Genomic DNA, 18569 nt, shown 5'->3' on the forward strand with positions numbered 1-18569 from the left:
CTTGTGGTGCTGATCGTCGTCGTGTCAGTGGTCGGTCCCGGTCTCGTGCCGATCATCTGCATTCTCGGCCTGCTGCTCGGCATCAATGGATCCCGCATCATTCGTGGCGCCACCATCTCGGTGCGCGAGAACATGTATGTGAATGCGGCGCAGTCGATGGGCGCTACGCTGCCGCGCATCCTGATCCGCCACATCCTGCCGAATGTGATGCCGCCGATCATCATCCTGTTCACGACGCGCGTCGGCTTCGTGATCCTCGCGGAATCCGGCCTGTCCTTTCTCGGTCTCGGCGTGCCGCCGCCTGCGCCGACCTGGGGCGGCATGCTGTCGGGTAGCGGCCGCACCTACATGCTGCAGGGCCCATGGCTCGCATTGGCGCCGGGCCTGTGCCTGACGGTCGTGGTCTATGCCACCAATGTGTTCGGCGACGCATTGCGGGATCTGCTCGACCCGCGGATGCGCGGCTCGCGCTGAATTCGGAAAGCTACGGCACCGACGACCGGAAAGGTCGCGGTGATCATCACAAGGGAGATGACGATGAGGGGAAGTCCGGTGAAGCACACATTGAAGGCGCGACTGCTCGCGACCGCGATGACGGCCGCACTCGCATGCGGCGTCTCGTCGGCAGCGCAAGCCGACGAGAAACCGCAATATGGCGGCACGCTTCAGGTCGCGACCGTCAATCGCGCGCTGAACGTGCTGACATGGGATCCCGCCGACTGGAACTGGAAGATCAATCACGACACCGGGCAGTTCTACGAGCACCTGTTCTCGGCGGATCTCTCCAAGTCCAAGCGCCTGGGTGGCAAATATCCGTTCTACGCGGATGCGTGGATTCCCACCGATGCCATGCGCGGCGAACTCGCCGAGAGCTGGGAGATGAAGGAGAACCCACTGCGCATGGAAGTGAAGCTGCGCAAGGGCGTCATGTTCCCGGAGAAGCCCGGCGTGATGGCGTCGCGCGAACTGGTCGCCGATGACGTGGTGTTCAGCTATACGCGGCTCGACAAGAGCCCGAAGAAGATCGCGACCTATTTCGATCACATCGAGAAGGTGGAAGCGACCGACAAGCATACGGTCGTCTTCACGATGAAGAATTACAATGCCGAGTGGGATTACCGCTTTGGCTGGGGTTACTATTCCGGCATCTATCCCAAGGAAGTCGCCGATGCCGGCGCCAACAACTGGAAGAACCTGAACGGCACCGGTCCGTTCCTGCTCACCGATCACGTCCAGGGCAACCAGAACACCTATTCGAAGAATCCGATCTATTGGGACAAGGAAAAGATCGGCGGCGAGGAATTCAAGCTGCCTTTCGTCGACAAGGTCGTCTATCGCAACATCAAGGACGAAGCGACGGTGACCACAGCGTTGCGCACCGGCAAGCTCGATATCGCCGAGCTGGTGCGCTGGACCGACATGGAAGAGCTGAAGAAGAGCGTGCCGCAGCTCAAATGGTCGAAATGGCTGTCGATGAACGGCCAGTTCCTGGCCATGCGTGTCGACACCAAGCCGTTCGACGATATTCGCGTGCGCCGTGCGCTCAATCTCGCGGTCAACAAGCAGGAGATCGTCAAGGCCTATTATAACGGCCATGCCGAGCTGTTCTCCTATCCGCAGCATCCCGACTATGACGGCTATTACGAGCCGCTCGACAAGATGCCGGACTCGGTGAAGGAGCTGTTCACCTACAATCCCGACAAGGCAAAGAAGCTCCTGGCGGAAGCCGGCGTGCCGAAAGGCTTCAGCTTCAAGGTGCAGGTCTGCACCTGCCAGACCGATCATCTCGATCTGCTGCCGCTGATCGGTGCCTATCTGGAGCAGGTCGGCGTCAAGATCGAGATCCAGCCGATGGAGTATGGCGCGTTCCTGTCGGCCATGACCTCGAAGACCAATGCGGCCGGCTACATGATGAATAACGGTCACACCAATCCGACCACGACGATCCGCAAGAGCTTCGTCACCGGCCAGACCTGGAATCCGTCGCAATATGCCGATCCGGCTTTCGACAAGAAGATGGACGCGGCCTATCAGGAGCGTGACGAAGCCAAGCGCAAGACCATGCTGAAGGAGATGACCGTCGAGATCCTCGACAAGGCTCCGTATATCTGGCTGCCGACGCCCTACATCTACTCGGCCTGGTGGCCGTGGGTGAAGAACTATGGCGGCGAGCTGCGTGCCGGTGCCGTGCGTCCTGGCCCGATCTATGCCCGCATCTGGATCGACCAGGAGATGAAGAAGAAGATGGGCTTCTGACGCCCGCATCCATGCTCCGCGCCCCGGTGACCGCAAGCCATGCGTCATCGGGGCGAGGGCCCTCATCCCGGCCGCCACGATAGCGGAGACGCGAATGACCGAGCTCCTCCTCGATCCCAACGATGTCACGGCAAAGGCAGAGCCCGTCGGCGATGCGCGCAGCAACGTCGCGCCGGATGCGCGCCCGCTGCTGGAAGTGCGCGATCTCGCCGTCGAATTCGGCGTCGGTCGCGGCGCATTGCGTGCCGTGGACAAGGTATCCTTCGCCGTGTTTCCCGGCGAGACGCTGGCGATCGTCGGCGAAAGCGGCTCCGGCAAGAGCGTGACCGCGCTGTCGCTGCTGCAGCTCATCCCGTCGCCGCCGAGCCGGGTGAAGTCCGGCGAAATCCTGTTCGACGGCCGCGATCTATTAAAGATGTTCGACAAGGAAATCCGTGCGATCCGCGGCAACGAGATCGCGATGATCTTTCAGGAGCCGATGTCGTCGCTCAACCCATCGCTGACGGTCGGCCTGCAGATTGCCGAACCGATGCAGCTGCATCACGGCCTGAGCTGGAAGAAGGCGCTCGCCAAGGCCGGCGATTTGTTGAAGCGCGTCCGTATTCCCGATGCGGCGAGCCGCGTGTCTGCCTATCCGCACCAGTTCTCCGGCGGCATGCGCCAGCGCGCGATGATCGCCATGGCGCTGGCCTGCAAGCCGAAGCTGATCGTGGCCGACGAGCCGACCACCGCACTCGACGTCACCGTGCAGGCGCAGATCCTCTCTCTGCTTAAAGACCTGACGCGCGAGACCAAGGCGGCGCTCGTCCTCATCACCCATGATCTCGGCGTCGTCGCGCGCTATGCCGACCGCGTCTGCGTCATGTATGCCGGCCGCATCGTGGAGAGCGGCACCGCGCACGAAATCTATGACCATCCGAGCCATCCCTACACGCTCGGCCTGATGGCCTCGATCCCGCGGCTGGATCAGGATACCCAGCAGCGTCTGGTGCCGATCGAAGGGCAGCCGCCGGATCTCGCGGCGCTGCCGAAGGGCTGCGCATTCCAGACCCGCTGCCGCTATCTCCACGATCGCTGCCGGCAGGAAGCACCAGAACTCGAACATATCGATGGACAGCATTTCCGGGCGTGCTTCGCCGATATCAAGGGAGGCGCACATGCCGATGCCAGAGTCTGACGTCGACGGCGAGCCGATCCTCAAGGTCAGCGGCCTCAAGGTTCACTTTCCGCAATACAAGGGTGTGGTCGTCCGCAAGCAGGTCGGCAGCGTCCGCGCGGTGGATGGCGTGTCGTTCGAGGTGCGCAAGGGTGAAACGCTGGGCCTTGTCGGGGAGTCCGGCTGCGGCAAATCCACCACCGGCCTCGCGGTGCTGCGCATGACGCCGATCACCGAAGGCAAGGTGGAGTTCGAAGGTGAGGACATCGCGAACCACAGCGCTGCCGCCATGCGAAAAATCCGGCGCCGGGTGCAGATGGTGTATCAGGACCCCTATGGCTCGTTGAACCCGCGCATGAAGGTCGGCGATATCATCGGTGAACCGCTGATCGTCCACAATGTCGATACCGAACGCGACGTCTATCGCGCGCGGATTCAGGAATTGCTGCGGCTGGTGGGGCTGCGGCCCGACATGGCCGAACGCTATCCGCATGAATTCTCCGGCGGGCAGCGGCAGCGCATTTCAATCGCGCGTGCCGTGGCGCTGAATCCGGCGCTGGTGATCTGCGACGAGCCGGTTTCCGCGCTCGACGTCTCGATCCAGGCCCAGGTGGTCAACCTGTTCCAGGAGCTGCAGGAACGGCTCGGCCTGTCCTATCTGTTCATCGCACATGACCTCGCGGTGGTGCGCCATGTCAGCCATCGCATCGCGGTGATGTATCTCGGCCGCATCGTCGAGGTCGCGCCGCGCAACGAGCTCTACAAGGCGCCGCTGCATCCCTATACGCAGGGCTTGCTGGCGGCCGTGCCGATTCCGAGCCCGTCGGCAGAAGCCTTGCGGCCGCAGCAGGTCATCCTCGGCGAACCGCCGAGCGTGGTGAATCCCCCATCGGGCTGCCGTTTTCACCCACGTTGCCCGATGGCTATGAAAGTCTGCGCCGAAGCCGATCCGCCGCTGCGCGACATGGCCGATGGACGTGCCGTGGCCTGCCATCTGCACGATCCGTCGATCGCCGATGACGATCGCGGCAGCTTGCGGCAAACTTCGCCGGGTAGCAGTGGTGCTGCCGAGATGCACGTTCCTGCCATCGCCTGATCGTCTCCAAGCTGGGTCGTCCCGTATTCCATGAGTGACATGCCGACCATCGACGAGGGCCAAACCCGTCGATTTCTTGAGAAGCGCGAAGCGATCCTCGACGCGGCGGCCCGTCTGTTCAACCGGCGGGGCATTCGCAGCACGACCTTGTCGGATGTGGCCACGAGCGTCGGGCTCGCCACCAACAGCGTCACCTATTACTATCGGAAGAAGGAAGACCTTGCGCTGGCCTGCGTGCTGCGATCTGTCGATGTATTCGATGCGCTGCTGGCCGACGCGGACAAAGCAAGGACGCCGGAGGCGCGTATTGCCGCCTTCGTCACCGGTTATTTCCGCCTGCTGGCCGATGTCGAGACGGGCGCCCGACCGGAATTCATCAATTTCTCCGAAGTAAATACGCTGAGCGCGACGCGCCCCGATGTGGCGACCGTCTATGCACAGATGTTTCGCCGGGTGCGCGGCCTGATCGGCTCCGATAGCAAGCTGGGGCTCAACCGTTCGGATCGCAATGCGCGGGCGCATATGCTGTTTGCCGTGACCCAATGGACGCGGGTCTGGATCAAGCGCTACGAGGTCGGCGGTTACGCAAGGGCTGCGCGGCACGCCAGCGATATCTTCCTGCATGGGCTTGGCGGGCAAAGTGCGAAATGGGCGCCGCCCGTATTGCCGGATTTGACGACGGCTGTGTCAGGAGAGGATGTGTCGCCGGATGCGTTCCTGCGCGTGGCAACGCGACTGATCAACGAGCAGGGCTTTCGCGGCGCATCGGTCGAGCGCATCTCCGCCGCGCTCAAGGTCACCAAGGGCTCATTCTATCATCACAACGACAACAAGGACGATCTGATCGTCGCCTGTTTCAGCCGGTCTTTCGACGTGATCCGCCGCGCCCAGTCGGCCGCGGAGCACTGTGGTTCGGGTTGGCAGAAGCTCAGCGCGGCCGCTGCCGCGCTGGTGAAATATCAGCTCTCCGGTGATGGTCCGCTGCTTCGCATCACCGCGCGCAGCGGCCTGCCGGAGGCGACTGCCGAACAGACCATCCAGACTCTCAATCGGCTGTCCGAGCATTTTGCCAGTGTGGTCGTCGATGGCATGGTGGATGGATCGGTGCGCATGGTTGATCCGGCGATCGCGGCACAGATGATCAGCGGCATGATCAATGCATCGGCCTCGATCAAGCGGTGGGCACCGGAAGCGACGATCGGAAACGTGACGGATCTTTATGCGCGGCCACTCTTCATGGGCGTCCTGTGCCCGGCTGCGCCGCGTCGCGCCTGACGCGGCGATCGGGAGGTCAACCCCAGCCGTCGAGCATCGAAAAGAACGCGTGCTTGACCAGATCGATCTCGGCAGGGTCTGTCAGAACGGCCGGTCGGCGGCCTGCAGGTGCAGGATCGCTGATGACCATGATGTCGAATTCCACTTCGCTGAGCCCGTCGCCATTGCCGACAAACCGGTGCTGCGGAAACCGGTCGCTCAGTTCGTCATGGACGCGTGCGATCTCTTGCTGCGAGGCATCGCGAGCGAGCCGGAAAATGAAAGTCGTCATCGGCAAGCTCTAGCAAGAATGGCTCTCAGGCGGAAGCCGTTGAACGGAAGGCGGCGTGCCGCCAATGCGGAAGCGTTGTCCCGCGGGGGCAATGCTAGGCGTCCGAGCTTCGCACCGGGGTTGCCGATGATCGGCTGATATTGAAACGGTGCGAGGAAGTTGGTACGCAAAGCCGCCGTGCCGCAATGGCTGCATGCTGTCCGGCCGAGATTTGTTTGGTTCTAACGTGGCCCGTTCCCGGGAAAGAAGAGCGGCATGAAAAGGCTCGCATTCGCTTGCGCCGGCGGTGTGATGCTGATGCTCGGCATCATCGGGATCGTGACGCCTCTCTTGCCGACCACGATCTTCCTGATCCTCGCCGCGTGGTGCTTCGGCAAGTCATCTCCGCGTCTCGAGGCCTGGATGCTCAATCACCCGCGCTTCGGGCCGAGCCTGCGCCGCTGGCGCGAGGAGGGCGCCATTCCCCGCCGCGCCAAATGGATGGCGGTGACCGGGATGAGCATTGGCTATGCGCTGTTCTGGATGCAGGTCCGGCCGGGCTGGATGCTCGCCTCGGTGGTCGGCGTCTTTTTGCTCGGCTCGGCGATCTATGTCGTGTCACGGCCAGAGCCGACGGTCATCGGTTGATGATGGCGCGCTTCGGCGCTGTCCTGTCTTGCGACCTTGAGCTCGGCGGCTTCCGCGCTGAATGCTAACTGCCCTGGGTCGCCGCGAGGCGCTGAAACTGGCGCTTCATCATGTTCACCTTGGATATGTATGCTGCGACGAGGTGATCCCCGCAGCGTTCATTCGCAGTCATCTGAAAGCGACGGCGGGCATAGGCGGTCGCGGGTCCTCCGCCGCAAAGATGGATGAAGGCGGCGAGATCTTGTCGTTGCTGCGTGGTCGGCGAAACGTTGCCTGCCCGGCTCAGCACGCTCGCCACGTTCCGGTCCAGATAGATCGATGCCAGTTCCACGGCATGGCTGGGAAGGACACGGAAATAGGGGCCAAAGCCACAGCCCGTATTCGCCACTGTGTTCGCCCGTACGCAGTAGCGCGCGATCTCCGAATAGGCCGGGTCGGTCATTTGAAAGAGGCCGACGGCGCTGGATGCGGGTTGATAGACCTTGAAAGGATTGAAGCTGAACCGCCAGCGCCAATAGGTCCGTTCCACCGGATTGCCCGAGCTCTCGACCTGGGCCAGCGCTGCCAATAATTCCGGCGAGATCGAGCGGGTCGCAAAGGTGCGAAACAGGGGGCCGTAATGGCGCCACGTCTCGGCGGGTTGTTTGCTCAGTCCACGGCCAACGAAGAAGAACAGCTCGGTCGGCTTGCGGACCACCTGAACGATCAGGTTGATGGCCACGATCGCGGCCAGTGCGACCACGACGAGCCCGGCAATCCGAAGCGATGGCGGCAGGCTGGCGATCTTTTGCCGGGCCCAGGTTCCACAGCGACGCCAGCGGTGAAGATGAGAGGCAAAGCGCCTGGATGATTTCGCCATATTGTCCGGGAGCGTAGACGACGCAGTGGTATGGCGAATGTCTTAACGTTTTCACAAGGCGTCGGATGGAGCGCGCCGTCGGTTCGAGATGTCGAGCTGCCAGCGTCAGCCGTCGCGGTACGGTGCCGTTGCGGTTTCCTGGCGGGAACTTGGCGTGCTTTGCGGGGTTCGCATGGTACTGCCCAGCGAATGAGAGGTTCTATGCCGAATCCGAATCCCACACCGCCGCCAAAAGGGGCGGGCAAGTTTGCGGTTATCGCCGGGATCATCGTCGCCCTGATCATCGTGGTCACCTTCATTGGCATGAACACCCAACACGCACAGGATTCGAAGGAGCAACAGAGCGGGCAGGTCAAGCCAAGCGAGGCTCCGTTGCATGAGAAGGACCTCGGCAAGTCTCCCGCGCCCAAATAGCGCCGGCGCTGTTTTGTCTGCCGACTGTACGCTAACGGACAAAGCCTGATCGATCAGCCCATTCACCGTGCTGATGCAGTTCTACGCCCAATCGCAATTGTGGCGTGAGATCGTGCAGCGGTGGGGAGGGGCTCGATGTGTCAGTGTTTCTGTTCGCGATATGGGGCGCGCTTTGTTTCCTCTTGTTGCCAGCGATGCTCGCGATCCTGCTGGTGAGAGTCTACGTGTCACTGGATGACCGGACGAGGTCGGACTAGCGGACTCGTTTTTTCCTGCATTACTGTCCGGCATTCCCTCCCAACGCGCTTTTGTCCGCAAATGTCAGATACCGAGCAGACAGGATTCCTGTACGCAGGGTATCGATTCTGAATCGTAAGGGGCAAGAGGCGGCCGACACCGGCCGAACAGCATCACAGGCGCGCTCCCTGAAGATCAGAGGGGTTGATGAGGGCGCACGAGAATTTTCTGCTGGGGCAGATGGACGCGGTTGTTTTTGATGAATTGCTGCCGCATGGCAGCGTTGTAAAGCTCACAAGCGGCGAGGTCATCGCCGAGACTCGCGTCGAGATTGATCGGGTCTATTTCCCACATTCCGGCATTATTTCATGCGTCGTCGCCTTGACGGGCGGCGGGGTCATCGAGACTGCCATGATCGGTCGCGATGGCGCGTTCGGCGCAGCACTGTCTCTCGATGGCAGGCGGGCGTTCAATGACGCGGTCGTGCAGGTCGGCGGCGAAGCGACTGTCTTCGATACGCGGATTTTTTCCGACTTTGCCGAGCGGCACGTCGGGTTTCGACGGCAGCTCATGACCTATGAACAGTTCCATCTCGCCGAGGTGCAGCAGACCGCCGCATGCAATGCGGTCCACACGGTGCTCGCGCGGACATGCCGCTGGTTGCTTCGCATGTATGATCTGGTCGGGGACGAAATCGCGATCACGCAGGAAAGCCTGTCCCAGATGATGGGCATTCGGCGTACCAGCGTCACCGATGCTGCCAGGGTCTTGCAGAACAGCGGCGCGATCACGCTCAGCCGCGGTCATGTCAGGATCATCGATCTGAGCAAGATCAGCGCGCTCGCTTGCGAATGCCACGCCAATGTCGCTCGCAACTATCGATGGCTGCGCCACCGCGAGCGATGATCGACAATGTTCCCGTCCCGCCATGTGCAGCTTCACGCCATGGCGGGAAAGTTCGATCGCAAAGTGAAAATATTCGGCTCGTAACTGCGATCCTGCGGGGGTAAACTACCGTCGTCACCGCAAGGCCCTTGGTATTCATCGGTGATGAGAACGCCTTTTGCGCTCCCGCCTCCCCGAACGGAAGGGAGCTACTTATGCAGACGCACCCGAACGTCCTTTTGGCGCGCCTGTCAGATCAAGACTTTTCCGCTGTTGAGCCGCACCTGTCCGTTTCGCTGATGGAGCGCGGCCAGACGCTTGTCGAGACCCATGAAACGATTCATCGGGTTCTGTTTCCACATGCAGGGATTCTCTCGCTCGTCGTCGAACTTCCGGGCGGCGGAGCTATCGAGACGGGCGTTGTCGGTCGCGACGGGTGTTTCGGTGCAGGCCCAGCTTTGAATGACCAGATCTCCCTGAACCGCGTGACCGTTCAGGTCCCGGGCGATGCCTCGACGATCGAGATCAAGAAACTGCGCGATCTCGCTTTGGAGCTTCCGGGATTGCGGAAGGCGCTCGTCGGGTATGAGCTTTTCATCCTCGCGCAGGCGCAGCAGACCGCTGCTTGCAATGCCGTGCATCAGATTCGCGAGCGCACGTGCAAATGGCTGGCGCGAATGCAGGCCCTTGCGGGCGACGATCTTCCGCTTACACAGGAATTCCTCGCGCAGATGATGGGCGTGCGTCGAACCAGTGTCAGCGCCATCGCGCAGGAATTGCAGCGGTCCGGCCTGATTGAATATCACCGCGGCAAGATCCGCATCAAGGATCGCGAAAGCATCCGGCAGGCGAGCTGTGAGTGCCATCAGGATCTTGCCGAGCACTACAATCTGATCGCTGGCCGAGCGTCATGAAACCTGTCCAGATTTCGGGCGTATGTCTGCCGATACGGCAGTTCGGAGACCGATATGCCTCACTATTTTCTGCATACTGAGCATTTTGATCGGGAGCCGATACGAGACGAGGAAGGCGCGGTGTTTGACGATGCCGATGCAGCCGCTGCCGAGGCGGCAGAAGGGATGCGTGAACTTCTGGCTGCCGCTATCCGGGATGAACAGGCGCCGGTACCCCGAAGGATCACGATTTACGACCAGACCGGCGTCGAAATTCGTACGGTTCAGGCGCAGGATTTCGTTCCGCAGCAGCTCCGTTGACGTGAGCTGAGACATCGCACGCTGCCATAAGGTGAGGCGGCGGACATCAATCCCCCTATGTCGGCTACCGGTCAGACAAAAGACGCCGGCGGTCCTAGCATTTTGTCAAAAGAGGAGAAGCAACATGGCCGGTCGCGTCACCAATCGTAGTTGGACAGAAGACGATATCATCCGGCTTCGGAAGCTCTCCGACCAGGGCGCGTCGCTGATGCGCGCTGCAGCGGCGTTGAACCGCAGGACTACATCGGTTGCCAAGGTTGCCAGGCGGCACGGCATTGCGCTCGCGGGGACAAGGGAATTGAAAGCTGCCATCCGCGCGCTTGCGCAGGAGGCCGCTCACTGATTTCAGTCCGGGAGAGGACAGCTCGATGTCAGTCATTGAGGCAAATTCGACTCTTCGCGCGCAGGCCACGGACGCGCTTTGTCGGGCGCGGGCATTGCCGGTCGGGTCGCCCGACCGCAACGGTTTGCGGCAGCTGGCGATCGGCCTGCGATGGCTTGAGCGAAACGGCCCGGACGCTGCAAGGGTTCGGGTCGCGGACGGATTTACCGCCGGTGATCGCCGTCCGGCCGATCACTAGGTGGCGAGCGAAATCCTGTCGTGGATATTTTGCCGCAACCATGAAGCAACTTGTCACCTTTGCGCGTTAGCGGACAGACGACAAATCACTCTCATCCGATAGTGCAAAGCGTAGTTGCATCAAGAACGGTGAGAGGAAATGTCTGAAAGCCTTGTTTCGTGTCCCGAATGTGCCGACCGTCGCCGACTTGTTTCCATTCGTCATCTCGAGGGTGAGGAAGTCCGCCGCTTCCACTGCGAAAAATGCAAGGTCGACGCGGATTACATCATCCGCAGGGGTGGTGCGATACTGCGCAAGCCGAAGGAGTAGTGGACAGAAAAGCTCATCGCATCCCTGCATTCCTCGCCCCGGAACAACGCGCAGTCCCATTCATTCTACGCCCGACTATTCGGGAGACTGAGAATGAGCAACTATCCTTCGCCGCCGTTTGCCCAGCAGCGTCAACCGATGCCCGGGACGACCGATGCCATGACGCCCCGACCGGATCACGGTGAGGAGAGCTACAAGGGCGCGGGGCGGCTGCAGGGGCTGAAGGCCTTGATCACCGGCGCCGACAGCGGAATCGGGCGCGCGGTCGCCATCGCCTATGCGCGGGAGGGCGCCGATATCGTGGCCTCCTATCTCGACGAGCACGAGGATGCAGCAGAGGTCAAGGCGCTGATCGAGGCGGCCGGCCGCGAAGCAGTGCTGGTTCCGGGCGATATCACGGATCCCGCGCATTGCCGCCGGATTGTCGACACGGCCGTCAGCAAACTCGGTCGCATCGATATCCTCGTCAACAATGCTGCGCACCAGGCGACCTTCAAGGACATCTCCGACATCAGCGATGATGAATGGGATCTGACCTTCCGGACCAACATTCATGCGATGTTCTATCTGACGAAGGCTGCGGTGCCGTACATGAAGCGCGGGACCGGCGCGATCATCAACACCGCCTCCGTGAATTCCGACATGCCCAATCCGATGTTGCTGGCTTATGCGACGACGAAAGGCGCGATCCAGAATTTCACGGGCGGGCTGGCCCAGATGCTGGCAGGCAAGGGCATCAGGGCCAATGCGGTCGCGCCCGGCCCAATCTGGACACCTCTGATCCCATCCACGATGCCGGATGATGCCATCAAGAATTTTGGCATGCAGACGCCGATGAAGCGGCCCGGACAGCCCGCAGAACTGGCCACCGCCTATGTGATGCTGGCCGATCCGCGATCGAGCTATGTGTCCGGTGCGACGATCGCGGTGACAGGCGGCAAGCCATTCATCTGATCGGGCTCGTCCGCACCCGCGGATGTCGTTGCTCTTTTGCAGAGGAACACCGCACGATTAAAACGGTTCTAGGGGCGAACGCAAAGCGAGGCGCCCGTGGATCAGATCACAGACCATCGAAAAATTCCGATATCCCTGACCATCAATGGCAGAGATCACAGGCTCGAGATCGAGCCATGGGTGACGTTGCTCGATCTGCTGCGCGAGCAGCTGGCGCTCACCGGCACCAAGAAAGGTTGCGATCAAGGCCAATGCGGCGCCTGTACCGTGCTGGTCGATGGTCAGCGCATCAATTCGTGCCTGGCGCTGGCGGTGTCGCGCGATGGGGCCGAGATTACCACGATCGAAGGTCTGGCGCAGGATGGTAAGCTGCATCCCTTGCAGGCCGCGTTCATCGAGCGCGACGCGTTCCAGTGCGGCTACTGCACGCCGGGGCAGATCTGTTCTGCCGCCGGTCTGCTGGCCGAAGGCCACACGCAGACGCGGGCTGACATCCGCGAGCATATGAGCGGCAATCTGTGTCGTTGCGGCGCCTACACCAATATCGCCGATGCGATCGAGGACGTGCTGCAGCCGCGCCTTGCCATGAAGGAGGCCGCGGAATGAACCGGTACGATTACGTGCGGCCCGATACCGTGGCCGATGCCATCGCCGCATTGAACAGTCCAGGCGCCCGCGCGCTGGCCGGCGGCACCAATCTCGTCGATCTGATGAAGTACAACGTCGCGGCGCCTGAGCGCGTTGTCGATATCAACCGGCTTCCGCTGAAGTCGATCGAGATCGCGGACGGTGAGCTGCATGTTGGCGCGCTGGTCAGCAATTCCGAACTCGCCTGGCACCCCGATATCCGCGAACGCTGGCCGTTGCTGTCGAGCGCCATCCTGGCCGGCGCGTCGCCGCAGCTTCGCAATGCGGCGACCACCGGCGGCAATCTGTTGCAGCGGACACGTTGCTATTACTTCTACGACCCATCGACCGCCTGCAACAAGCGGGCGCCGGGCAGCGGTTGTTCGGCGATCGGCGGCGTGAACCGCATCCATGCCATTCTCGGTGCCAGCGATACCTGCATTGCCGTGCATCCGTCCGACATGTGTGTGGCGCTGGCGGCGCTTGATGCCGCTGTCGAGGTCGAGGGTCCGCAAGGACGGCGAACGATTCCGTTCTCGGGCTTTCACCGTCTGCCCGGTAGCGAGCCGGAGCGCGACAACACGTTGAAGCTCGGCGAACTCATCACTGCCGTCGCGATTCCCGAGCCCGATTTCGGTATCCACCACACCTATCTGAAGATCCGCGATCGCCTGTCCTATGCATTCGCCTTGGTGTCGGTCGCTGCGGCGCTGCGGATCGAGGACGGCGTCATCAAGGATGCGCGGATCGCGCTGGGCGGCGTCGCCCACAAGCCATGGCGTGATTCCGACGCCGAACAGTCCCTGCGCGGCGAGACCGCAGGCACGGGTGTCTTCGGGGCTGTCGCCACCCGCATCCTGCGCGATGCCAAAGGGCAGGGCGAGAATGATTTCAAGATCGATCTCGCGCACCGGGCTATCGTCCGCGCGCTGGAGCAGGCCGCCGCGGGGACGCCGCAGGATCAGGCCAACAAGTCGATTCAGTAAGGATTTTGCGATGTCATCGATTGAACAGTTGCATGTAGGACGCCCGACCAGCCGCGTCGATGGCCGTCTGAAAGTCACGGGGCAGGCGCAATATGCGGCCGAATACCCCGCAGACGATCTGCTTTACGGTTATATCGTCGACAGCACCATCGCCGCGGGCCGCATCGTGTCGATCGATCTCGCTGCCGCGCAGCGGATGCCGGGGGTGGTGGAAATCTTCACCCACGAAAACCGCGGAAAGGCGGCCTGGCTGGATCGCAAGTGGCGCGATGAAGTGGCGCCGCCCGGACACCCGTTTCGCCCGCTGCATTCGGACCGCATCCTGTTCAATGGGCAGCCGGTCGCGCTGGTCTTGGCCGAAACATTCGAAGCCGCGCGCGACGCTGCTTCGCTCATCCGCGTCGCCTATGATGTCGATCCGCACTGTACCGAGCTCGAACGCAAGCGCAGCGAGGCCTATGTGCCGCCGAAGAAGCGCAGCGGCATCCCACCGCCGCCCGATCCGCGCGGCAACGCCGAACAGGCTTTTGCCGACGCGCCGGTGAAGATCAGCCGTGACTATCGCGTCAACCCCGAACACCACAATCCCATGGAGATGTTCGGCAGCACCTGTGTCTATGAGGGCGATGGCAAGCTCACGATCTACGACAAGACCCAGGGGTCGCAAAACGCGCAGGGTTACGTCACCTCGGTGTTTGGCCTTGGCAGCGATGATGTCCGCCTCGTCAATCACTATGTCGGCGGGGCGTTCGGTTCGGGGCTGCGGCCGCAGCAGCAGCTGTTCTTTGCCGTCATGGCCAGTCTGGAATTGAAGCGTTCGGTGCGCGTCACGCTCACACGCGCCCAGATGTTTCATATTGGCTATCGACCCGACACCTATCAGATGGTGTCACTGGCTGCGGATCGCGACGGGCGTCTGCAGTCGATCATGCATGATGCGGTGGCCGCGACCTCGCATTACGAGGACTATCAGGAAGCCGTCGTGAACTGGTCCGGCATGATGTATCACTGCGACAACGTCAAGCTGACCTATCAGCTGGCCAAGCTGGACACGGCGACGCCCTGCGACATGCGCGCGCCCGGCGCCGTGATCGGCGTGACGGCGCTGGAATGTGCGCTGGACGAGCTGTCCTATGAGCTGGGCATCGACCCGCTGGAGTTGCGGCGGATCAATTTTGCGGAAAAGGACGAGAACACCAACAAGGAATTCACGTCGAAGGCGCTGATGGAATGCTACCGCGCCGGTGCCGCAGCCTTCGGCTGGGAGCGTCGCGCGCCGAAGCCGCGTGACATGAAGGACGGCCGCGAGCTGGTCGGCTGGGGCGTCTCGACCGGCATGTGGGATGCGTTCCTGCAGAAGGCGCAGGCCAGCGCGACGTTGAAGGATGACGGCACGCTGGAAGTGGCGACCGCCGCATCCGATATCGGCACCGGCACCTGGACGATCCTGACCCAGATCGGTGCCGAGGCATTCGGACTTCCGCTCGACGACGTCAAGGCGCAGATCGGCGATTCCAGCCTGCCGATGTCGCCGGTGGAAGGCGGTTCATGGACGGCGGCGTCCAACGGCTCCGCGGTACAGGCGGCCTGCGATGCACTCAAGCAATCGCTGTTCAAGCTGGCCAGCAAGATGGCGAATTCGCCGCTGGCCGATGCGCGGTTAGAGGAGATCGAGGTGCGTGACCGTCGGATCTTCCGCAAGGATGATCCTGCGCGTGGTCTCGCCATCGCCGAGATCATGCATGCGGCGGAGCTGCATGAGCTGACCGAGCAGGGCAAGGTCAGCCCCAGCCTGATCCAGATGATGAAATATATCAGCTACACCCATTCCGCCGTGTTTGCGGAGGTGCATGTGGACGAAGACCTCGGTGTGGTCCGCGTCACCCGCGTCGTCTGCGCCGCTGCAGCAGGAAAAATCCTCAATCCCAAGACGGCGCGCAGCCAGATTCTCGGTGGCGTGGTGATGGGGATCGGCATGGCCCTGCATGAGGAGGGGATGACAGATCATCGTCTCGGCAAGATCATGAATGCCAATTTCGGCGAGTACCACATCCCCGCCCATGCCGATATCGCGGATATCGAGGTGATCTTCGTGGACGAGAAGGACGACAAGGTCAGTCCGATCGGCGTCAAGGGCCTCGGCGAGATCGGTATCGTGGGTGCGGCAGCGGCCGTGGCCAACGCCATCTATCACGCCACCGGCAAGCGGGTGCGTGATTTCCCCATCACCATCGACAAGATCCTGAATGCGCCACTGCTTTCGTGAGGAGACGGGTATGAGCAAGGAAACGCCAAAGGACGATCCCCGGCAGAAGACCGACTGGAGCACGACCAAGCAGACCGATGAACCCTGGAAGGGGCCGCCCGAGAAGGATCAGTTCGATCCGAAGGAAAAGCCCGACCTCGAGAAGTGGAACGACAGCAAGACCCATTAGGGTGGCGCACGCGTGCCATCGATGCCGTGATGCGCGCGGTTGAAGGCTGAAGGTCAGATGGCACTCGGGAAGCGGTTGGATTGCCGCCGCCCAATCGCGGTCGGGCTTTGCCAAACGTCGCAAGGGCTTCGCGGATGCGGTTTCGCAACTGGACGGTAGCAGCGATACGGCTTCCGAATTCGCCTCAGTACGCTCTGCCGATCGGGATGGGGTAAAATCAAACAGATTCAATCTAAGTGATTGAAATGACTGGCGCGCCACCCCGAATAAAGATGCGAACTCATATGTAATTGAAATTTCTATGTAATTTACGAAGGGTTTTCTTTCGTAGCGGAAGCTCATCCGCTTCTGGCGCAGTGTATGGACCGGCTGCTGATCGCAAGTGAGATTATGCTTAGATAGCGGAAATCGCTGATATGTATCAGGCCTGTTGAACCGCTCGCGGGCCGCGGCCTTGATCGGGATACGCACGCGCCTTTGGCCTCATTAGCGGACAGGTTTTCGAGTAACCATTTGCGCCACCATGCTCCGGGCACGTCGATTGATCCGTTCCATGCAGCTTCTCAATCGCGAACTGATTTGGAGGTCGAGGGCCTAGATGTCCTCGACCTCAAGTCGGTGGGTGTCGACGGCCTTTCCGTTATACAGCCTGCTCCAGGCAATGCGGGCGAGCTCATTGGCCAGAGTAGCGGCGAGCTTGTTGCGATGCATCCTCGGTGCGGCATTGGTCAGCCACTCGCCGAAGCTAAACTTCGCCCCGTTCTGGGGGCGCATCAGAAGGACTTTGGTGTCCTGGATGAAGAGAGTTCGTAGGTATCGGCTGCCACGATTGGAGGTGCCGCCCAGGATCGAACGCCCTCCGGTGCTGTATTGTCGCGGCACCAGCCCAAGCCCAAGCCAGGCGCCAAAATCCCGGCCCCGGTTGAAAGCCTCACCGCTGCCGATCGCTGCGACGACCGCAGTCGAGATCATCGATACCAGGCACGCCCATCAGGCGGGTGCAGTTATGGTCGACTTTTTCCTGATTTCGAGTGGCGAAAGATCGCTAGTCTGGGATCGCTGGCCCAGGTTTTCGAGGATCGGACGGACAACCTCAGAAGGCTCACCAGCAAAAGGCGTAAATGGCAATACATACAACTAGAGACTGCCTGCGTTACTGCAGGCGTCGCGGCCACTGCATCGTCCCGAACCGCTCGGCCTTGGCGTGACAAGACCGCCTTTCTGTGCCGTGCTACCCGGTCGAGAAAACTGTTCAAATAAACCCATTCTACGTCTCTCGACGTTGCCCAGTGGATCCGAAGATGCAGCCGATCCGGAAATCGGTTCGAGACGTATTTGTGAGTTCTAGCTTTTGCTGAGTTTGCGTGCAGCGATTGAGAATGCATCCACGGCCATCTCTTTCATGATGCGCCGTCGATCATGCTTCTCAAGGAAATTTGTGCGCGTTGTGACTTCAAACCTCAGCTGGTTTAATGCTGCGAGAGCATCATCAATATTGCAAGGCTCGAATATCGCGGTGTTATCAAGTTCGATTCTGGCGAATTCGGCTGCATGGCCGCTTAAGCCCGCCCATATCGGCTTGCCTGTCGCGCCGTATTCGAACAATTTAGAAGGCAGAACTTTCTCGAAAGCTTCGATATCGTTCAAATGAAGAAACAGAAGGTCAGCACCAGCATACTCGTGTAAGAGTTGCTGGCGCTGAACAGGAGGAAATAGTTCTACATTTTTTACACCGGCATTCTGCAACTCTCTTTGTAGTAGTTTTGTCCGGCCTCCGTCGCCAACGAGGCGGAAAGTGAGCCGGTCTTCGAGCTTTTTGGCAAGCGCGGGTAAAACAAGGTGCAAGCCTTGCCCGTCTCCTATATTGCCCGCGTATAGCGCTATCAGGCGGTCGGTCCCGTGCCTGAGCGCTTCTGGAAGAGGCTGACAAAATTCTTCGTCGATTCCATTGGTGTGACAGGTATATCGCCGATCTGGATATCGGTACTTGAAGTAATCAAGAAAGCCCGCCGAGACCAAATTGACGGCAGTGGCTGACTGAACTGTCATTCGTTCGACGAGACGTAGCGGGCCGATCGCTAGCGTCGTTAGCCATGTCGGAAGCACGCCGTCAATGGTATCGACAAAAATATCGCGGATGTCGAGATAAAGCGGAGTTCGTTTGGTTTTGGCGACGGTCGCTCCTAAGGCCGCCGTCATCAACCGCGATGACGTGGTAATAATTAGATCATATTTCTGCCTTTTGATGATCTTATAGACGCCTCGTACGTATGAAACGAAAGCAAATATCTGTTCTTTAAGTCCGCCGCGTCGTGGTGGGAGGGGAACGCGATGGACCACGAGTCGGTCTGACCGCTCTACCGCGAGCGCTTCACTTGCAAAGCTTG

General features: G+C 60.9%; 20 protein-coding genes. 16 read left to right on the forward strand and 4 right to left on the reverse strand.

All coding sequences use genetic code 11. The features are described from left to right. From ACIQ17_RS18795 to ACIQ17_RS18815, 5 genes are all read left to right on the forward strand, one after another. The coding region (locus ACIQ17_RS18795) for an ABC transporter permease (RefSeq protein ID WP_398470584.1) at positions 1-474 on the forward strand (474 nt) is incomplete at its 5' end. Positions 475-537: 63 nt separating this feature from the next. After that, the gene (locus tag ACIQ17_RS18800; protein WP_398470585.1) at positions 538-2256 is read left to right on the forward strand and encodes an ABC transporter substrate-binding protein; all 1719 of its coding nucleotides are present in this window, start codon (positions 538-540) and stop codon (positions 2254-2256) included. A gap of 94 nt (positions 2257-2350) precedes the next feature. Then, positions 2351-3433 (forward strand): ABC transporter ATP-binding protein, encoded by a 1083-nt coding sequence (locus tag ACIQ17_RS18805; protein WP_398470586.1) that lies wholly within the window; start codon positions 2351-2353, stop codon positions 3431-3433. Further along, positions 3414-4508 (forward strand): ABC transporter ATP-binding protein, encoded by a 1095-nt coding sequence (locus ACIQ17_RS18810; RefSeq protein ID WP_398470587.1) that lies wholly within the window; start codon positions 3414-3416, stop codon positions 4506-4508. Before ACIQ17_RS18805 ends, ACIQ17_RS18810 begins: the two co-directional genes overlap by 20 nt. 39 nt (positions 4509-4547) lie before the next feature. Then, complete coding sequence (locus ACIQ17_RS18815) at positions 4548-5783, forward strand: TetR/AcrR family transcriptional regulator (RefSeq protein ID WP_398470588.1); 1236 nt, start codon at positions 4548-4550, stop codon at positions 5781-5783. A gap of 16 nt (positions 5784-5799) precedes the next feature. Here the strand turns inward: ACIQ17_RS18815 and ACIQ17_RS18820 are convergent, their stop codons facing one another. Next, on the reverse strand, positions 5800-6054 hold the full coding sequence (locus tag ACIQ17_RS18820; RefSeq protein ID WP_398470589.1) for a hypothetical protein: 255 nt from the start codon (positions 6052-6054) through the stop codon (positions 5800-5802). 255 nt (positions 6055-6309) lie between these two features. On the opposite strand from ACIQ17_RS18820, the gene ACIQ17_RS18825 reads away from it, so the two are divergent. After that, complete coding sequence (locus ACIQ17_RS18825) at positions 6310-6681, forward strand: YbaN family protein (RefSeq protein ID WP_398470590.1); 372 nt, start codon at positions 6310-6312, stop codon at positions 6679-6681. Between the two features lie 64 nt (positions 6682-6745). On the opposite strand, the gene ACIQ17_RS18830 is transcribed toward ACIQ17_RS18825, so the two are convergent. Beyond that, positions 6746-7540 carry a lytic transglycosylase domain-containing protein gene (locus ACIQ17_RS18830; protein WP_398470591.1) on the reverse strand — a complete coding sequence of 265 codons (795 nt, stop codon included), beginning with the start codon at positions 7538-7540 and terminating at the stop codon, positions 6746-6748. Between the two features lie 201 nt (positions 7541-7741). Between ACIQ17_RS18830 and ACIQ17_RS18835 the strand changes: the two genes are divergently transcribed. From ACIQ17_RS18835 to ACIQ17_RS18880, 10 genes are all read left to right on the forward strand, one after another. Further along, positions 7742-7954 carry a hypothetical protein gene (locus ACIQ17_RS18835; RefSeq protein WP_398470592.1) on the forward strand — a complete coding sequence of 71 codons (213 nt, stop codon included), beginning with the start codon at positions 7742-7744 and terminating at the stop codon, positions 7952-7954. 444 nt (positions 7955-8398) lie between these two features. Continuing rightward, entirely contained in the window at positions 8399-9097 is a 699-nt protein-coding gene (locus tag ACIQ17_RS18840; protein WP_398470593.1) for a Crp/Fnr family transcriptional regulator, read from the forward strand. A gap of 656 nt (positions 9098-9753) precedes the next feature. Beyond that, positions 9754-9990 (forward strand): Crp/Fnr family transcriptional regulator, encoded by a 237-nt coding sequence (locus ACIQ17_RS18845; RefSeq protein WP_398470603.1) that lies wholly within the window; start codon positions 9754-9756, stop codon positions 9988-9990. 54 nt (positions 9991-10044) lie between these two features. After that, positions 10045-10290, forward strand: coding sequence for a DUF6894 family protein (locus ACIQ17_RS18850; protein WP_398470594.1), 246 nt, complete (start codon positions 10045-10047; stop codon positions 10288-10290). 124 nt (positions 10291-10414) lie between these two features. Next, positions 10415-10633, forward strand: a complete 219-nt coding sequence (locus tag ACIQ17_RS18855) for a hypothetical protein (RefSeq protein ID WP_398470595.1) — start codon at positions 10415-10417, stop codon at positions 10631-10633. Between the two features lie 640 nt (positions 10634-11273). After that, on the forward strand, positions 11274-12134 hold the full coding sequence (locus tag ACIQ17_RS18860; RefSeq protein WP_398470596.1) for an SDR family oxidoreductase: 861 nt from the start codon (positions 11274-11276) through the stop codon (positions 12132-12134). Positions 12135-12230: 96 nt separating this feature from the next. Then, positions 12231-12740, forward strand: coding sequence for a (2Fe-2S)-binding protein (locus tag ACIQ17_RS18865; protein ID WP_398470597.1), 510 nt, complete (start codon positions 12231-12233; stop codon positions 12738-12740). Beyond that, positions 12737-13747 (forward strand): FAD binding domain-containing protein, encoded by a 1011-nt coding sequence (locus tag ACIQ17_RS18870; protein ID WP_398470598.1) that lies wholly within the window; start codon positions 12737-12739, stop codon positions 13745-13747. The genes ACIQ17_RS18865 and ACIQ17_RS18870 overlap by 4 nt, the downstream gene beginning before the upstream one ends. 10 nt (positions 13748-13757) lie before the next feature. Beyond that, complete coding sequence (locus ACIQ17_RS18875; protein ID WP_398470599.1) at positions 13758-16013, forward strand: xanthine dehydrogenase family protein molybdopterin-binding subunit; 2256 nt, start codon at positions 13758-13760, stop codon at positions 16011-16013. A 10-nt stretch (positions 16014-16023) separates the two neighbouring features. Then, the gene (locus tag ACIQ17_RS18880) at positions 16024-16182 is read left to right on the forward strand and encodes a hypothetical protein (protein WP_398470600.1); all 159 of its coding nucleotides are present in this window, start codon (positions 16024-16026) and stop codon (positions 16180-16182) included. A gap of 594 nt (positions 16183-16776) precedes the next feature. Here the strand turns inward: ACIQ17_RS18880 and ACIQ17_RS18885 are convergent. Together ACIQ17_RS18885 and ACIQ17_RS18890 are read right to left on the reverse strand one after the other, a co-directional pair. Beyond that, a complete protein-coding gene (locus ACIQ17_RS18885) occupies positions 16777-17154 on the reverse strand; it encodes a transposase (RefSeq protein WP_398470601.1) in 378 nt (125 codons plus the stop codon). Between the two features lie 372 nt (positions 17155-17526). After that, positions 17527-18569 (reverse strand): glycosyltransferase family 4 protein (locus tag ACIQ17_RS18890; RefSeq protein WP_398470602.1); only part of this gene is annotated, 1043 nt, incomplete at its 5' end.

The organism is Tardiphaga sp., assembly GCF_044340795.1.
In the GTDB taxonomy this organism is placed as follows: domain Bacteria; phylum Pseudomonadota; class Alphaproteobacteria; order Rhizobiales; family Xanthobacteraceae; genus Tardiphaga.

Bases quoted from the DNA above. Each gene is read 5' to 3' on its own strand.
- ACIQ17_RS18800 (WP_398470585.1), top strand. From the start codon at position 538: ATGAGGGGAAGTCCGGTGAAGCACACATTGAAGGCGCGACTGCTCGCG.
- ACIQ17_RS18805 (WP_398470586.1), top strand. From the start codon at position 2,351: ATGACCGAGCTCCTCCTCGATCCCAACGATGTCACGGCAAAGGCAGAG.
- ACIQ17_RS18810 (WP_398470587.1), top strand. From the start codon at position 3,414: ATGCCGATGCCAGAGTCTGACGTCGACGGCGAGCCGATCCTCAAGGTC.
- ACIQ17_RS18815 (WP_398470588.1), top strand. From the start codon at position 4,548: ATGCCGACCATCGACGAGGGCCAAACCCGTCGATTTCTTGAGAAGCGC.
- ACIQ17_RS18820 (WP_398470589.1), bottom strand. From the start codon at position 6,054: ATGACGACTTTCATTTTCCGGCTCGCTCGCGATGCCTCGCAGCAAGAG.
- ACIQ17_RS18825 (WP_398470590.1), top strand. From the start codon at position 6,310: ATGAAAAGGCTCGCATTCGCTTGCGCCGGCGGTGTGATGCTGATGCTC.
- ACIQ17_RS18830 (WP_398470591.1), bottom strand. From the start codon at position 7,540: ATGGCGAAATCATCCAGGCGCTTTGCCTCTCATCTTCACCGCTGGCGT.
- ACIQ17_RS18835 (WP_398470592.1), top strand. From the start codon at position 7,742: ATGCCGAATCCGAATCCCACACCGCCGCCAAAAGGGGCGGGCAAGTTT.
- ACIQ17_RS18840 (WP_398470593.1), top strand. From the start codon at position 8,399: ATGAGGGCGCACGAGAATTTTCTGCTGGGGCAGATGGACGCGGTTGTT.
- ACIQ17_RS18845 (WP_398470603.1), top strand. From the start codon at position 9,754: ATGCAGGCCCTTGCGGGCGACGATCTTCCGCTTACACAGGAATTCCTC.
- ACIQ17_RS18850 (WP_398470594.1), top strand. From the start codon at position 10,045: ATGCCTCACTATTTTCTGCATACTGAGCATTTTGATCGGGAGCCGATA.
- ACIQ17_RS18855 (WP_398470595.1), top strand. From the start codon at position 10,415: ATGGCCGGTCGCGTCACCAATCGTAGTTGGACAGAAGACGATATCATC.
- ACIQ17_RS18860 (WP_398470596.1), top strand. From the start codon at position 11,274: ATGAGCAACTATCCTTCGCCGCCGTTTGCCCAGCAGCGTCAACCGATG.
- ACIQ17_RS18870 (WP_398470598.1), top strand. From the start codon at position 12,737: ATGAACCGGTACGATTACGTGCGGCCCGATACCGTGGCCGATGCCATC.
- ACIQ17_RS18875 (WP_398470599.1), top strand. From the start codon at position 13,758: ATGTCATCGATTGAACAGTTGCATGTAGGACGCCCGACCAGCCGCGTC.
- ACIQ17_RS18880 (WP_398470600.1), top strand. From the start codon at position 16,024: ATGAGCAAGGAAACGCCAAAGGACGATCCCCGGCAGAAGACCGACTGG.
- ACIQ17_RS18885 (WP_398470601.1), bottom strand. From the start codon at position 17,154: ATGATCTCGACTGCGGTCGTCGCAGCGATCGGCAGCGGTGAGGCTTTC.